12 protein-coding genes are annotated in these 15709 nt (G+C 37.6%); 5 read left to right on the top strand and 7 right to left on the bottom strand.

From position 1 onward, the window contains the following. The first annotated feature begins 430 nt into the window (after positions 1-430). The 3 genes from BC008_RS26840 to BC008_RS26830 all read left to right on the top strand — a co-directional run bounded on the left by BC008_RS26840 (position 431) and on the right by BC008_RS26830 (position 5678). Positions 431-2359, top strand: a complete 1929-nt coding sequence (locus tag BC008_RS26840) for a serine/threonine-protein kinase (protein ID WP_027843426.1) — start codon at positions 431-433, stop codon at positions 2357-2359. Between the two features lie 489 nt (positions 2360-2848). Further along, on the top strand, positions 2849-4819 hold the full coding sequence (gene acs / locus BC008_RS26835; RefSeq protein WP_027843427.1) for an acetate--CoA ligase: 1971 nt from the start codon (positions 2849-2851) through the stop codon (positions 4817-4819). 373 nt (positions 4820-5192) lie between these two features. After that, a complete protein-coding gene (locus BC008_RS26830; RefSeq protein WP_027843428.1) occupies positions 5193-5678 on the top strand; it encodes a DUF4365 domain-containing protein in 486 nt (161 codons plus the stop codon). 94 nt (positions 5679-5772) lie between these two features. Here BC008_RS26830 and BC008_RS26825 read toward each other — a convergent pair whose 3' ends face one another. The 4 genes from BC008_RS26825 to BC008_RS26810 all read right to left on the bottom strand — a co-directional run bounded on the left by BC008_RS26825 (position 5773) and on the right by BC008_RS26810 (position 8682). Continuing rightward, positions 5773-6714, bottom strand: coding sequence for a hypothetical protein (locus BC008_RS26825; RefSeq protein WP_027843429.1), 942 nt, complete (start codon positions 6712-6714; stop codon positions 5773-5775). Positions 6715-6722: 8 nt separating this feature from the next. Further along, positions 6723-7397, bottom strand: coding sequence for a glutathione S-transferase family protein (locus tag BC008_RS26820; protein WP_027843430.1), 675 nt, complete (start codon positions 7395-7397; stop codon positions 6723-6725). Between the two features lie 143 nt (positions 7398-7540). Next, on the bottom strand, positions 7541-7981 hold the full coding sequence (locus BC008_RS26815) for an acyl-CoA thioesterase (protein ID WP_027843431.1): 441 nt from the start codon (positions 7979-7981) through the stop codon (positions 7541-7543). A gap of 107 nt (positions 7982-8088) precedes the next feature. Beyond that, on the bottom strand, positions 8089-8682 hold the full coding sequence (locus BC008_RS26810) for a TetR/AcrR family transcriptional regulator (protein ID WP_027843432.1): 594 nt from the start codon (positions 8680-8682) through the stop codon (positions 8089-8091). Positions 8683-9074: 392 nt separating this feature from the next. On the opposite strand from BC008_RS26810, the gene BC008_RS26805 reads away from it, so the two are divergent. Then, positions 9075-10043 (top strand): ABC transporter ATP-binding protein, encoded by a 969-nt coding sequence (locus tag BC008_RS26805; protein ID WP_027843433.1) that lies wholly within the window; start codon positions 9075-9077, stop codon positions 10041-10043. Between the two features lie 11 nt (positions 10044-10054). On the opposite strand, the gene BC008_RS26800 is transcribed toward BC008_RS26805, so the two are convergent. The 3 genes from BC008_RS26800 to BC008_RS26790 all read right to left on the bottom strand — a co-directional run bounded on the left by BC008_RS26800 (position 10055) and on the right by BC008_RS26790 (position 14359). Next, positions 10055-11332, bottom strand: a complete 1278-nt coding sequence (locus BC008_RS26800) for an MFS transporter (RefSeq protein WP_058184005.1) — start codon at positions 11330-11332, stop codon at positions 10055-10057. Between the two features lie 793 nt (positions 11333-12125). Beyond that, positions 12126-13361 carry an MFS transporter gene (locus tag BC008_RS26795; protein ID WP_027843435.1) on the bottom strand — a complete coding sequence of 412 codons (1236 nt, stop codon included), beginning with the start codon at positions 13359-13361 and terminating at the stop codon, positions 12126-12128. A 209-nt stretch (positions 13362-13570) separates the two neighbouring features. Continuing rightward, positions 13571-14359, bottom strand: coding sequence for a Tab2/Atab2 family RNA-binding protein (locus BC008_RS26790; RefSeq protein ID WP_027843436.1), 789 nt, complete (start codon positions 14357-14359; stop codon positions 13571-13573). Between the two features lie 215 nt (positions 14360-14574). Here BC008_RS26790 and BC008_RS26785 point away from each other — a divergent pair, with 215 nt between their 5' ends. Further along, positions 14575-15438 (top strand): GUN4 domain-containing protein, encoded by an 864-nt coding sequence (locus BC008_RS26785; protein ID WP_027843437.1) that lies wholly within the window; start codon positions 14575-14577, stop codon positions 15436-15438. The last annotated feature ends 271 nt before the right edge of the window (positions 15439-15709 follow it).

The following is a 15709-nucleotide window of genomic DNA, read 5'->3' as shown; positions in this document are numbered from 1 at the left end:
ATAATAATGAGCCATGCTATAACTTGTGTGTCCAAAATTTATGCGTTCAAGTATTAGCTGGCAATTACAGAGGCTTAATTAGCCTTGATGCATGCTCTGAGAGAATTATTCTGAAATATTCTGAAACAATCAATAAAATACTGAGTCACCTAATACACTTGTTTATATTTGCCAATACTTAATAAATAGTGTCTCCTGGTAAACTTATTCCCTAATCGCAAAAAAACTATACTTAAGTCTACTATGAAACTTGATATATCTCGGGTTATTTCTCAGACAATTTGTCATCTAAGTTTAAGGAAAGATCAATAACTTCCCTTAAACCAAGCGGATAATAATTAAAATATAGCTGGAGTTACAAGTTATATTCTACCTATAAAGCTTGAAATTGTATGAAAAAATAAATACCAGCAAATCAAAATTTATACTAATGGTCTGGAGTGCAGGAAAAAAATTATTTGGAGAACGTTACACTATCGTCAGAAAGCTAGGCGAAGGGGGGATTGGGATTACCTATCTTGCGGTTAATGAAGAAAATCAACCAAGGGTAATAAAAACCCTCAGACAAGAAGTTCTCAGGGATCCTCAATGGAAAACCCAGCAAAAAAAATTACGCCAAGATTTTCGTGATGAAGCGGTGCGGCTTGCTGTGTGTCGCCACCCCCACGTGGTGCAAATCGAAAACATTTTTGATGATGGAGATTTGCCTTGCATGGTAATGGAATATATTGAAGGCGAAGATTTAGGACGTTACATACAAAAAACTGGAGCACTCTCAGAGTCTGAAGCATTATTATATATCCGCCAAATTGGTGATGCACTAACAGTTGTTCATCGTAAGGGTTTATTACATCGCGACATTAAACCCCGCAACATAATGTTGCGTCGAGGTAAACCCGAAGCAGTATTAATTGATTTTGGAATCGCCAGAGATTTTGTTCCAAATGTAGTTCAAAGACATACTGTTTATCGTACTCCTGGCTTTGCCCCACCCGAACAATATCAGTTAGAAGCAGCAAGGGGAGAATATATTGATGTTTATGCCTTGGCTGCTACACTTTATAATTTGCTGACCGGGGTGATGCCCACTAGTGCCGATGATCGCCGTCATATTCCATTGCAACCGCCACAAAGCATAAACCCCAATATTAGCGACAAAGTAAATCAAGCAGTTATGCGCGGAATGGCTTTGAAAGCTAATTATCGCCCCCATTCCGTACAAGAATGGTTAAATCTATTAGATACTGATGGCGATCCGGGGCTACCAGCAGTCACTCCTACAAGAATTATTACTCCCGATGAATCTTCTCAAGTTCCCATTAATACCGACGACCGATCGTCTTCTCATCAATCACCCCCATTATCCTTTGGGCATGGAGTTAGTTCTGCAAGTTCCGCAAATGTAGAATTTAATATATGGCAATGCATACATACTCTTGGGGGTCATGGAGGTCAAGTTCATAGTGTTGCTATTACTCCAGTAAGTCTGCAATCATCAAAGGGATTTTTAAATGCTATAGCCAGTGGTAGTAGCGATAAAACAATCAAACTATGGGATCTAGGAACCGGTCAATTATTACGAAGTTTTGGAAAGTGGTTTTTTGGTCATTCCAGTTTAATCCATCAAGTAGCATTCAACTACAATGGTGAAGTACTTGCTAGTGCGAGTTGGGATGAAACAATTAAATTATGGCAAGTAAATTCTGGTAAGGAAATTCGTACTCTAAAGGGTCATACAAATAGCGTCAATTCAGTTAATTTTAGTCCCAATGGCAAATTATTAGCAAGTGGTAGTGCAGACTTTACAATTAAATTATGGGAAATAAATTCTGGTAGAGAAGTTACTACCTTCAGAGGTCACTCTGAATCAGTTTGGTCAGTTGCATGGAGTCCATTTCCGGTCAACTTCCCCAATGGGTTTGGGCTTTTGCTTGCAAGTGGCGGGGCTGACTTTACAATTAAATTATGGGAAATAAATTCTGGTAGAGAAGTTTCTACACTTCAAGGTCATTCCTTGTTTGTTAACACCGTAGCTTTTAGCCCTAACGGACAATTACTTGCAAGCGGTAGTAGCGACAATACTATTAAAATTTGGGATATTAGTACAGGTAGAGAAATTCATACACTTGAAGGTCACTTTGATTCAGTTTGGTCATTAGCATGGAGCCCAGACGGACAATTACTTGCGAGTGGTAGTTGGGACAATACTATTAAAATTTGGTTAGTAAGCTCGGGTAAAGAAATTGCTTGTTTAGTGGGTCATGATAATTACGTGCGATCAGTTGCGTGGGGTCGGGGTGGACGAACAATCGTAAGTGGTAGCGATGATGCAACGATTAAAATCTGGGAAAGAAGTTGATATTAAGTCAAAAGTCAAAAGTCATTAGCGTACCGTAGGTAGCGCAGCTAGAGGCTATAACTACGTTACCTGCGGATCTGCCGTCGCCGCAGGCTCTAGCGTGTCCGTAGGAAATAAGTCAAAAGTCAAAATAAAAATTCAGGTGTAGGGTGTGTTAAGCGGACAAGAATACATTTTTTTCGTTACTTTTCTAGAAGCGCCGTAACGCATCGTCCAAAAATTACAACCAAATCATTATTTTTAAATTTATCCCCTAATCTGACCATATTGGTCTACAAAAATTTAAGGCAGTACCATTGCTAACTTAATTATCGCTTTGTATCTTTGTGTGTTGCTTCACTTTGTATTTTGTAAATGGATTGTTATTATGCGCCAAAGATACATAGTTTAAAAATTTCTATGCTTAACAAGAATCTAAATATTTTTTGATTCTGACCAATATCCGTTAAAAATAGTGTTCAGTAACAATAGGGACTAACTATTATCATTATGTCTGAAGCAAACATAGAATCAATTCTTCACGAAAAGCGCATTTTTCCTCCCAGTTCTGAATTTTCTCAAAATGCTCATATTAAAAGCCTCAAAGATTACCAGCAACTCTATGAAAAAGCAAAATCTGACCCCCAAACCTTTTGGGCTGAACTTGCACAACAGGAGTTAGACTGGTTTCAAAAGTGGGATACTGTGTTAGATTGGCAACCACCTTTTGCCAAATGGTTTGTTAATGGCAAGATTAATATTTCTTACAACTGCCTTGACAGACATCTGACAACTTGGCGCAAAAATAAAGCAGCTTTGATTTGGGAAGGCGAACCAGGGGACTCCCGAACTTTAACCTATGCCCAATTACATCGAGAAGTGTGTAAATTTGCTAACGTCCTCAAGCAGTTGGGTGTCAGCAAAGGTGACACAGTCGGTATATATATGCCGATGATTCCCGAAGCAGCCATTGCAATGCTAGCCTGTGCCAGAATCGGCGCGCCACATAGTGTGGTATTTGGTGGTTTTAGTGCCGAAGCTTTGCGGGATAGACTCAACGACGCTCAAGCAAAAGTGGTAATTACCGCTGATGGTGGTTTCCGCAAAGATGCAATAGTTCCCCTTAAGCCTCAAGTTGATAAGGCTTTGGAAAACAATGCAGCCCCGAGCGTAGAAAATGTTTTGGTGGTACAGCGAACGCGTCAACAAGTAAGTATGAAAACCGGACGCGACCATTGGTGGCATAATTTAGAACCTAATGCCTCAGCCAATTGTCCAGCCGAACCGATGGATAGTGAAGATATGTTATTTATTCTTTACACTAGCGGTAGTACTGGTAAACCGAAGGGAGTTGTTCACACTACAGGTGGTTATAATCTCTACACCCATATGACCACCAAATGGATTTTCGATTTGCAAGACACTGATGTATATTGGTGTACTGCGGATGTCGGTTGGATTACTGGTCACAGTTACATTGTTTATGGACCTCTTTCCAACGGCGCAACAACCTTAATGTACGAAGGTGCCCCCCGCAAATCCAATCCGGGTTGCTTTTGGGATGTAGTAGAAAAATATGGTGTAACGGTTTTTTATACTGCACCAACAGCAATTCGTGCTTTTATCAAAATGGGCGACAGTCATCCCAAGTCTCGGAATCTTTCCTCTTTGCGTTTACTGGGAACCGTCGGCGAGCCAATTAATCCAGAAGCTTGGATGTGGTATCACAAAGTCATTGGTGGGGAACGTTGTCCAATAGTCGATACTTGGTGGCAAACTGAAACTGGTGGAGTAATGATTACACCATTACCTGGGGCAATTTCTACTAAACCTGGTTCGGCTACTCGTCCCTTCCCTGGCATTCTTGCAGACATTGTAGACTTAGACGGAAATCCCGTTCCTGAGAATGAAGGTGGTTACTTGATAGTACGTCACCCTTGGCCAGGTATGATGCGCACAGTATATGGTGACCCCGAACGCTTCCGCCGCACCTATTGGGAACATATTGCTCCTAAAGATGGAAATTACCTATATTTTGCTGGTGATGGTGCTCGCAAAGATGAAGATGGTTACTTCTGGGTCATGGGTAGGGTTGATGATGTAATTAATGTATCCGGTCATCGCCTAGGGACTATGGAAGTAGAATCAGCTTTAGTTTCTCATCCCGCAGTTGCAGAAGCTGCTGTTGTTGGCAAGCCAGATGAAATCAAAGGTGAAGATATAGTTGCCTTTGTAACATTGGAAGGCGGACATGATGCTGGTGATGACTTAACTAAAGAACTTAGAAAACATGTTACTGAAGAAATAGGTGCGATCGCTCGTCCTGGAGACATTCGTTTTACTGATGCTTTGCCAAAAACTCGTTCTGGTAAAATCATGAGGCGCTTATTACGCAATCTAGCAGCAGGACAAGAGGTATCTGGTGATACTTCAACATTGGAGGATAGAAGTGTGCTGGATAAGTTGAGAGGAGGTGCTTGAGCTTCCATGCTTTTTGAGCAAAAATAAACGATTTTGAGATTGCTGTTAGCCTAGATAATACAAAAATATTATTTGTTAGTTTGCCCAGACACGATATAATTTCCTCCGGATAAACTTGTGCTAACAGCAATTCTCTAGTTTTGTTTTGGTGCTTATAATACTACCTCTCTAGGAAAAACAATTAATTAACACACCTGTTACAGGTTTGCGTTATAAATTTGGGTATGTGTTTGCACAAGCTTTAAGGATATATACCAAATCTTATCCGAAAATATATTAGTATTTTGGGTAATACATGTTGCTTACCCTATACTTATGGGAAGATATGTCAAACAGTTAAGTAAAATTTAGGATTTGCTTGGGAATATTTTAGATGAAAGATAGATTGGGAGAAAAAGGTGAAGAAATCTTCGTCGCTTTAATGACGGAATCTCACTCTGATAAAGGTGCTATTTTTAAACCAAGATACTTGGATGATAAATTGCCCTACGTTGATTATATTGTGGAGTTGGTAGGGGCAGGACAATCAGCACCTTACTTTTTTGTGCAAGTTAAATCTACAACACAAGGTTGTACAAAAAAACAAAATCGCTTGAAGGTTAAATTTTCCCAAGAGTCTATGCGGGGTATAGCTTCATATCCAGCCCCTACTTACATTATCGGTATTGACGAAAAGGAAAAAACTGGTTATCTGATTTCTGCGAACGGAGAAGAGCTTGGTTCGATGTCCAGTCTTCCAACAATTTTCCCCATCGATATGCAAAACCGGGGGGTTCTTTGGAATGAAGTCAATGATTTTTGGTTTAAGTGCAGTAGAAATAAAATCAAATGGAAATTTGTCGAACCTGAGGATGAGTAGAGGAACTAAGAAGTAAGGAGTAATAAGTAAGAAGTAAGGAGTAATAAGTAAGAAGTATACTTTTTATCCTTACTTGTTTCTCAAGTTTACGCACTCAAATCGCTGTAAAATTGATATCTTCTGCTAGCATCTGCTCGCAAATTTCTTGTCCGTGTTTGTACAACGCAGACAAACCTTCAGGAGTTGCATCTGTAAAATCAACTCCAAACTCTTTGGGGTCCACATCTGGTTTGATAATGTGGATATCAACTCCTCGATAATTTCCAGGAATTTGCTCTAGCTGAAACATATCTCGATATAGAGTACCCGGTTCGTTTGCTATGGCGATTACTTTTTTGTACCCAGCTTCAACCATTTCAATCGCGGGACATAAACAAGTATAAGAAGCATCTATATAGGGTTTTCCATCTATCCAAGCGGGAATGTCCCAGTCATGAAGCATTCGTGAGGTTGCATAAGCAACTTCCTCAAAGTTGTTTGCATTCAATTTAGAAACATCCCTTGGATCTACACCGGAATTATCTATCCTTTCTGTTACAAGATTCTGATTTTGCAATAAAATATCTTTTGACTTGTTACTAAACATCTTCATTTGCAAGTTTTCATCTACCCAACTACGGTCTTTTTTTGCTGCTGATAATAATAAACGTCGTCCTAAACGTCTAAATTTTTCACCTTGAGTTTCTTTCGCAGCTTCGGGAGTAGTAACCGCACTCACAGCAACAAAATAGGCTGGTGTTTCTGGCGCAAATAACTCTTCTTTCGGGGGACTAAAATTATTGATTCCCCCTTTTACTACCTGACTAATTCCCATATCTGGTTGTCCTAGAGCTTGTAAACCTGCGAGCCAATAATCGACCCCTAGTTCGCTAGCTTTCTTTAAAACAGCCCAAGCGGAAGGTATTACAGATGAAGATGCTGCAGCATAAGCATTTGCAAAGATCCCATTAGCTTCCAAAGCACTCAATACACCGTGAGCGAAAGCACCTTTGAAACTACCCGATGCACAAGCTATTGCTAATAATTTATTTGTCATAGATCCGGTTAATTTGTTTTACCTGTTCGACTTAACTCACGCTTCCGCATTTTTGCTAAAATTCGTACTCTACGCTTAAATTCTTGAAAGTCTCGATCACTAAGTTTTGTTTGTTCCCATATAGGGCGTTCCATTAGCCTTTCAAACCACCGATTTAGAGTCGGATAATTACAGAAATCAACTCCTAACTTAGGTAATAAAGAAACATCTGTTCCCAAAACAATATCTGCCAAACTTAATTGTTCCCCACCAAAATAAGGTTTATTTTGCAAGGTATTTACTAGAAAACCCAAGACTTTGTCTATGTGCTCCCTTGCTTGAATAAATTGAGGGGAATCTTCAGCCTCAAAAATTAGAGAAACGACTTTTGCTAGCAATTCATTGGTAGATACCATTTGCACCATTCTTACTGTTGCTATTTCTTGAATATTTGTTGGTAACAGTGCTGGTGTAGGATACTTAAGTTCCAAATATTCCAAAATGGCTATAGATTCTAGTATTCGCAAACCATCATCAATAATTACTGGTACGTGATGAAAAGGGTTAATAGCTAAATAATCTGGTTGTAGATGATCCCCATTTAATTCCACCAAAATAGGTTCAAAGGGAATCTCTTTTTCGAGTAAACCTCGCCATACCCGACGCGACATCGGTGAAAGGGGGTTGTAGTAAAATTTCAACATCGATAATTTCTCCTCAATTTATTCACTTTAATCTTTCCAAGAAATTCAATATTTAATTTTTATAAGGAGTGATATCCGCAGCAGATAATCTATCTCCGACTAAATATTTGCGTTCACCAAACAATAATTCACTTACTCATCGGTTAAGATTGTGAATTTAGTTTAAATTGTGAATATGTTTGTAGTAATTTATCTGGTATTTTTACTGGACGACCATTATCCGTACTAATAAATGTTCCTATCTGGGTTGCAGTCGCCGCAATATTATTATTAGAGATAATTTCAGCTTGGATTGTATATTTTATTCGCCCGAAATTAGCAACCCAAAGTCTACCAATTACTGATTCAAAAAGTTTTATTGGTCGTTTATATTCAATTTCAGTTTTAGAAACTATCGGTACACTTCCGCGAGCAATTTCTGTTTCGAGTGGTAAGTGTTCGTCTAGAAATTTCAAGCGTAAATCTTCCAGCCATTTAATATAAACAATGTTACTGACAATTCCAGCAAAATCTATGTCGTATGTTCGTACCGGGATGGTAATTTCTACCTCTAACGGACGAGATAATTTATCAGTTTCAATCATAAATTAATGCCAATAATACAATCGTCGCTCCAGACAAAAAGACCTTTCGGTCTGTTTTTCGAAACAAAATATCCTCAGGGTAAAAATAGTCAGGGTATGTATTATTTTTATCTTGGAGAGAAACTTTCAATATACTGAGAGAGATGAGTCATGGCTCTCTTAAGATAAATAGGATCGTCATGTAGTTGAGTCATCATTAATCCACCTTCAAAAATAGCAATAGTCACCGTAGCGACTTGCTCAGGGTCAATGTCTGAAGAAATTTCTCCCCTCCTAATTCCTTTTTGCACAACTCTGCGAATCATATCGTACCAAGAGTTCATTGCCTCCTGGGCGCGCTTTCTCAAAGCTGGGTGAGTATGGTCGCTTTCAACAGCAGTATTCAGTAAAGGACAACCCCCCTTTAAAGGTGGTTTGTCTATATAACTCACAAAGACTTGAACAATTCCTTGTAAGCGCTCGATCGCATTACGTTTACTTAACAGTGCAATCCTGTAGCGATAACTAATTAGACTAACAGCATAATCAAAGGCTTGTAGTGCTAATTCATCCTTATTTTGAAAGTGATTGTAAATTCCTCCTTTTTTTAGACCCGTTACTTGCATAATGTCAGACATCGAAGTTCCAGCATACCCCTGTTTGTTAAACAGTTCGGCTGTCTGTTGAAGAATTCTCTCCTTTGTCTCTTGACCTTTAGACATCAGTTTTTTTCGATTACTACTCAGGGAAGAATATTATAATGACCAATAGTGCATTACTTCGATTTTACCTATTATTATTGAAGGTAAGACCAATCGGTCGGAATCATATTAATGAATAAACTGCTCGCAGTCAAGCATATGTGATGTTTTGTTAATATCAAAGATAGCAGTTAAACTTCCAGGAAAGAAACGGTTTGTCGAGTTTTCGCTTCTATTATATGATACGGTCAAAATTTAACCCTAGGATACTTAGGGTTATCATCCTAAATATTCCGTCTGGATACTGTTTTAATTAATCTTTGTAATTAATTAAAACTTATAACCCAAGTATAATTGGGTTACTGATAGCTAAATGCTAATGTGGTGTAGCTGTAGTTACCTGTTACTCAGAGATGAAGTCTGTTGCAGATGCTCCTGATTCGCAATCGAATATTCAAGATAATTTGCCGGTAATTTTAACTTCCGACTTGCGAAAAAGTTATCGCACTGGCTTTTTCTTGAATCAAAAATTTACTTCCCTCAAACATTGTTCTTTAACAGTTTACAAAGGAGAAACCTTTGGGTTGTTAGGACCTAATGGTGCTGGGAAAACAACACTATTAAAACTACTGTTGGGTATTATTCATCCAACTTCCGGGAGGGGGTTATTGCTGGGTAAACCCTTGGGCGATCGCAATATAAAGCAACGTATTGGTTATTTACCAGAAAATCCATACTTATATGAATATCTTACTGGTTGGGAGTTTTTGCAATTAGCAGCAGGGCTGTTTGGACTCTCAAAGCGAGTACAGAAACAAAAAATTCCTCAACTTCTAGACTTGGTGGGTTTATCCCAAGCTGATGCTTGTAAAAAACGTATGCGTCACTACTCTAAGGGTATGCTCCAACGAGTGGGAATGGCACAAGCATTAATTAACGATCCAGAATTAATATTTCTTGACGAACCAATGTCAGGACTCGATCCTGTCGGACGTTATCAAATGCGGGAAATTATTTTACATCTCAAAGCTACTGGAAAAACTATCTTCTTTAATAGTCACGTTTTGAGTGAAGTAGAACAAATTTGCGATCGCATTGCAATCCTGGCAAAAGGTGAATTAATCTGTACTGGTTCTCTAACAGAATTATTAGGAACTCCCCACACCTATCGAGTTAAAGGTCAGGGTGGTGATTGGGAAGTTCTTAAACAGTGGATACCTGATATTGGAGGTTTAGCGGATGGTTCTTGGGAAGGAAAACTAGAAGGTGATGTTTATGACTTTATTGCGAGTCTAAGACTCATGGGAGGATTACTCATTTCTACTGAGTTGCACAGTCTGAGTTTAGAAGAATTCTTTGTGCAAAAGATTCAAGGAAAATAGTATTTACCAGATCACAATAAGCTGTGTTGTCCGCATTTGAACTCTAACTTAATTTGTTTTAGAGCAAAAAAAGCTATTAACACACTTAATCCACCCGTAACCCAAAAGGGGATTAAGTCACTAAAAGTCACTAATAAACCAGATATAGCCGGACCAATAGCATTAGAAAGACTGACGTAGGAAGTATTGAGTCCTAGTATTTCCCCTTGTTCATTTTCGCTACTATTAAGAGATAAAATAGAATCTATCAATGGTATCGGAAAAGAATTCACCACACCAAATATTACAGTAAACATCAAAAAAGGTGTAAGAGTAGGAAACGTAGGAATTAACAAAAGCATTATTCCTCGTATTATCAATGCTAAAAATAAAATATCAACAAGGTTGAACTTCTGACGCAGCGGGTCGAGGATAAAAATTTGTGATCCGAGTCCCAACATTCCGATTACAGCAAATACGATCGCTAAGGTTTTAGAAGTCTGCTCGAGAATATTTAGAGTAAAAATTCGGAATGCAAAGGTAAAAGTAGTAAAAATTACACCATTTAAAAAAGTGAGGATAAAAATATCTGTAAATTTAGGTCTAGGTGCAAACTGAAGAATTTTAATGAAACCAAAATCACTCCATTTAAATCGAAAATTTTCAGTTGTTACCCGAGGTGCAGTTTCAGGAAGAAAAACTAATATTAATAAAGTTGCAATGGAAGCGACAATTGCTGCAACTAAAAAACTCATTCCTAATGAAGATATCCCCATAAAAGTGGGAATTTTTCCTGCGAGGTAACTTATGATTGGTCCAGCGACAAACCCCAAACGAAATATAGCATCAAAAATCCCGAATGCTTGAGCGCGCTGCTTTTTTGTCGTGATGTCGCTGACAATAGCTCTTGCAATAGAATTATTTCCACCTGTTAGCCCATCGATGATACGAGCCAGATATAATAACGACACAATGGGACTAAAAGCGGCAACAATATTAGCTACTATAGTTCCGATTAAACTTAAAATTAATAACGGTTTTCTTCCCAAACGGTCTGAAATTCTTCCTAAAACTGGTGTTGCAAAAAATTGAGAAATTGCATAAGCTGTGCTTAATAAACTTGCCTGAAAATCACTTAAACCAAAGTATTTTGCATAGGGATAAAGTAGAGGAATAATAATCGTAAAGCCAAGAGAGTTAATAAAGGCAATTAGAGTTACTAACCAAAATTCTATAGGAAAGTCAAATTCTTCCTTAACAAATTTTGATTTAATTTCTGTCTGTATTTTTTGTACGCTCGTGGTTATCATATATTTTTTGATTTAATATCTATAAATCGAGCGGAAATAAGGTACAAGGAAATTAGTTTTATTTCGAAAACCTGCACAACTGATATATTTTTCTTGCGAGGGATATGATACAAACGAGTTAATTTGAATATATAAATAAGGTTCTTAGTGTCACATATCACCAGTATATTGTGACAATTGTGTAAGTCATAATTTAGTATGGTGTAAATTTGTGATGCTAACTGTTTGATGACTAATTTTATATTTTTCAGTATGTGAATACCGTTTGATAAATTTAATTATAAAATTAGGATTTAAATTACTTGATTTTTTTCACTTATCAAGAAGATGAATTTTTAATACATTATTTTTTAATAAAATAGAGATAAGATGATATTAATCGACTGTTCAAAATCATATATATTGCTTAAAAGATTCCAATATTTACACAGGGTATGTTATTTCTATTCATATACAAACAATTGTATAAAATCGATATTTTTAAAGTCTATATGTATAAAGAAAGAATAATTTTTTCAAAAATAGTCAAAAGGAATAAAGTCTAAATTCCCTTTACTATTTCTAAAGTTGACCGACTACGTCGGAAGGAAGAGGAAAGAAATGAGAAGGAAGAAGTGTAATAAATTTATCAGGACTTACGCACGGACAAGGAAATTAAAGTCATTGCGACGTAAGGAAGCAATCCCAAACCCCTGAAAATTGGTAACAAGTGCGTAAGTCCTGTTTATATGTAGATTAATCCTTCTTCCTCCGTACTCCTTCCTTAACTATCGATAATAGAAAAATCTAAGTGTTATTGATCGCTGACACTACACTTAAATTGAAACTTGAGTTGCAAAGCAAATAAAGCCGTACATACAGTCAAAACCCCTGTAATCCAAAAAGGAGCCAAATAACCGAGTGTAACTAGTAATCCAGAAATCGCTGGTCCCAAAGCATTGGAAAGACTAAGATAAGAAACGTTAGTTCCTAGTACTTCACCCTGCTCTTTTTGAGTGCTATTGAGGGACAAAATAGACTCGATTAAAGGCATAGGGAAAGCAGTAATTAAACTGAAAATCGCAATAATGATAAAAAAGGCTGTAATGTTGGGGAATGTGGGAATTAATAAAAATGTGATTCCTCGCACGAGCAACGCTGTAAAAAGAATATCAATCAGATTGAATCTTTTTCGTAATGGATCTAGAGCAAAAACTTGAGAGATGAATCCTATTACTCCAACTAAAACAAATATAATTGTTAGAACTTTTACGTCTTGTTCTAGTACTTCTAACAAAAAAGGTTGAAATGCAAAGGTAAAAATTGTAAAGGTAGTACCGCTAAGAAAGGTTAAAATAAACAACTTGCCCAACTTAGGTCGAGCTACAGATCGAGCAACTTTGAGCAAACCGAAATCGCTCCAACTCAAGTAGAATTCTTGCTTTTCCGAGCGAGGTAATGTTTCCGGTAGAAAAAAAGCAGTTAACACCGTTGCAAATAAAGCCATACTTGCTCCTAGCAAAAAACTTAAACCCAGTGAAGATATACCTTCCGGTGTTGGTAGTTGAAGAGCAAGATAACTGAGTGCTGGACCAATAACAAGTCCAAGACTAAACACAGAACCAAAAATACCAAAAGCTTTAGTACGTTGCTCTGCATTGGTAATGTCACTGATTACTGCACTAGCTATAGAGTTATTTCCACCGGTAAATCCATCAAGTATACGAGCAGTAAATAGTAGCCAAGCAAAAGGTGCTACAGCTGCAATAATATTTGCTGCGACTGTACCTAATAAACTTATTATCAGTAAAGGTTTTCTCCCCAAGCGATCTGAAAGTCTACCCAAAATTGGCGTACCAATAAACTGAGATACAGAAAAAGCTGTAAGTAACAAACTTGCTTGAAAATCACTCAAATCAAACTGTTTCGCGTAGGGGTACAGTAGTGGATAAACTATGGTAAAACTGACGGAATTAATAAAACCAACTAGCGCCACAATCCAATATGTAGTTGGTAAGTCAAACAGCCCCTTAATATTCTTAAAATTCATCTACTTTTGCTTGGATTTAACCGCATGTAGAGTTTTTAACTACACCCTTCAAATTAAGCATAACCTTAATAACTGGTCATTACAATTCTTCACAAAGTAGACTTTACTAGTAGTAAGCTATCCCACGGTTAGAAGCCGGGGGCTTTCAGTAGCCCTTCATCCCAGATAGTGAAAATCGAACTAAAAAATTGTTTTTAAAGTGATTTTCTCTACTTTTCATCTCTCAACAACCAAAAACCGCTATAAGTCATTCCCGAATCATCAGGTTGTATCAATAAAAAGTGCAATCCTTTACTTTCTTGCTTGCGCTGTTGATAATTTTGTGCTGCTGCTGCAACTTCTTTGTCTTCAAAAGTCACAACAACCCATCGATCTATTAAACCTGCTTCCAAAACAAAACCATCTGGTGCACCAGCAATGTAATTTATCTCTACCGGACGAACTTCTTGAAACCATCTTGCTAAACGCATCGATTGTCTGCCACCATAAATAACAATTCCGGGAATTTTTACAGTTGAAGCCAAACCCAAATTAATTGGCAGGCAATAATCTGGCATATCTAAAATTGGAATTGGGCGATCGCCAAAGATATCAACAATATCACCCGCAGGTAATGTCGCTAAACGCCATTCTTGACCCCAAAGATTTTCTGGTAAAGGCATTGGAGGGGGCTTATCCAAAGCTATCGGATACTGTTTTTCTTGCAACCATTCTTTTAAAGCTGTGGTGCGACGAGTCGGTTCAACCTTAATTCCCAAATTATTTCCAGCTTGCTCAATTAAACTTAAAGACTGGGGACGAAATACTTGAATTACATCCGGTTTTTCCCCTACTTGTTGGAATTGGGAAGCAAGCCAAGTAGAATTCGCTTGTGATTGGGGACAACTAGCCTCATATTTAAAATCGAGTTTGGGGTCACAAATCAATAAATCCCAGAATACCTCAGTTGATGCATCTTGCTGGGGACTTCGATAAAAATCAGCTTGCCAGATTTTCATAGGGCTTTTTCGTTCAAAATTCCGTTGTACTGTTAAAAGCAAATTTGACTAAAAGCAAATTTGACAATCCCATTTCTTCAGATTTAAGTCAAATTTCCCAATAAAATTTACCGAAAACCCACGTATGGGTTTGTAGACAGAAAATATAAGCTTATATTTTTGATTTCTCATAAACTTTCCAAGCTAATAATCCCACATAAGGTCAGGAGTTAAACATGGCTCAGTGTCCCATTTGCCAAACAGAATCCCTCAGTGAACTGGCAGATTACTGTTCCATTTGTGGGTGGTATGTAAAAAAATATTCTTCATCTGAAAAGATCTCAGAAGAATCTTTCCAGCGAGAACTATCAAGAACAATTTGGGCGCGCGAATGGTGGAGAAGGTCGCAAGATAACTTGTCAAAACTGGAATCAAAGCTAGAACGAGCGACTCAAGAGCAAAACAACTTAAAAATTGAATTAGAACAATTAAAGCAAGAGCGATCGCAATTGTTAAATCAACTATCTGAATTTCACAGCCAGTATTTTGATGTAGAAACAGAAGGAGAAAGGTTCAGAGTACTTCCTAAATCTCAAGAATCTCACTCGCAAGAAAGTACTCCAACAATTGTGACATTTGATTATGGACGCTTGCAAAATTTACTAGCTAATAAAATGTGGCGTGAAGCGGATCTGGAAACAGCTAATATTTTATTGACATTGTCAAATAGAACAGCAGAAGGTTGGTTGCGAACGGTTGACGCAGAAAATTTATTTGCTTCTGATTTGCAAGATATTGATGAACTGTGGAAGAGATACACTAACGGACATTTTGGATTTAGTACTCAACAACAGGTTTGGAATAAAATATCAGGAAATATAGATGCTAAATACGAAACTTGGTGTCAGTTCGGTAATTCTGTTGGATGGTACCAACAAGGTACTTGGAAAGCATACGAGCAACTTGACTTCAACTTAAATGCACCTTCTGGTCATCTTCCTGCTGCTTACTGCGAATTGGGATTAGGTAGTGAGAGACTTTATTATTGGTGGTGGTTAATACCAACTATTCTTTTTTCTTACTTTAAAGAAATTGTTTGATACTGAATTATTTTAGCCCAAAAAACCCGAAGATAGCAGCCGATAATACTACCTCGGCTGAGGAAGATTGGGGATGTTTAGCGTCTACGAAAAAAACCAAATATGCCTACAATATTTCATTGATGTATTTATTCAATGCCTTTTCTTTAATCATCATTAAAAGATATAAAGCTGACAATAAAGGTTATATAGCAATCGCCAGCTTAGTTAGGACGTAAGGTAAGATAGATCGAGAAGTGATTAGTCTGGACAATTCCAATGGCAAGGTCTT

Origin of the sequence: Mastigocoleus testarum BC008 (genome assembly GCF_001456025.1) — a bacterium.
GTDB classification, from domain to species: Bacteria; Cyanobacteriota; Cyanobacteriia; order Cyanobacteriales; family Nostocaceae; genus Mastigocoleus; species Mastigocoleus testarum.
Note: the sequence above shows the minus strand (reverse complement) of the source record. Positions and strands in the feature narration are given on the sequence as shown.

What these genes read in the sequence shown, in the direction of transcription:
- BC008_RS26840 (WP_027843426.1), top strand. Translation starts at nt 431, where the DNA reads ATGGTCTGGAGTGCAGGAAAAAAATTATTTGGAGAACGTTACACTATC.
- acs (WP_027843427.1), top strand. Translation starts at nt 2,849, where the DNA reads ATGTCTGAAGCAAACATAGAATCAATTCTTCACGAAAAGCGCATTTTT.
- BC008_RS26830 (WP_027843428.1), top strand. Translation starts at nt 5,193, where the DNA reads ATGAAAGATAGATTGGGAGAAAAAGGTGAAGAAATCTTCGTCGCTTTA.
- BC008_RS26825 (WP_027843429.1), bottom strand. Translation starts at nt 6,714, where the DNA reads ATGACAAATAAATTATTAGCAATAGCTTGTGCATCGGGTAGTTTCAAA.
- BC008_RS26820 (WP_027843430.1), bottom strand. Translation starts at nt 7,397, where the DNA reads ATGTTGAAATTTTACTACAACCCCCTTTCACCGATGTCGCGTCGGGTA.
- BC008_RS26815 (WP_027843431.1), bottom strand. Translation starts at nt 7,981, where the DNA reads ATGATTGAAACTGATAAATTATCTCGTCCGTTAGAGGTAGAAATTACC.
- BC008_RS26810 (WP_027843432.1), bottom strand. Translation starts at nt 8,682, where the DNA reads ATGTCTAAAGGTCAAGAGACAAAGGAGAGAATTCTTCAACAGACAGCC.
- BC008_RS26805 (WP_027843433.1), top strand. Translation starts at nt 9,075, where the DNA reads ATGAAGTCTGTTGCAGATGCTCCTGATTCGCAATCGAATATTCAAGAT.
- BC008_RS26800 (WP_058184005.1), bottom strand. Translation starts at nt 11,332, where the DNA reads ATGATAACCACGAGCGTACAAAAAATACAGACAGAAATTAAATCAAAA.
- BC008_RS26795 (WP_027843435.1), bottom strand. Translation starts at nt 13,361, where the DNA reads ATGAATTTTAAGAATATTAAGGGGCTGTTTGACTTACCAACTACATAT.
- BC008_RS26790 (WP_027843436.1), bottom strand. Translation starts at nt 14,359, where the DNA reads ATGAAAATCTGGCAAGCTGATTTTTATCGAAGTCCCCAGCAAGATGCA.
- BC008_RS26785 (WP_027843437.1), top strand. Translation starts at nt 14,575, where the DNA reads ATGGCTCAGTGTCCCATTTGCCAAACAGAATCCCTCAGTGAACTGGCA.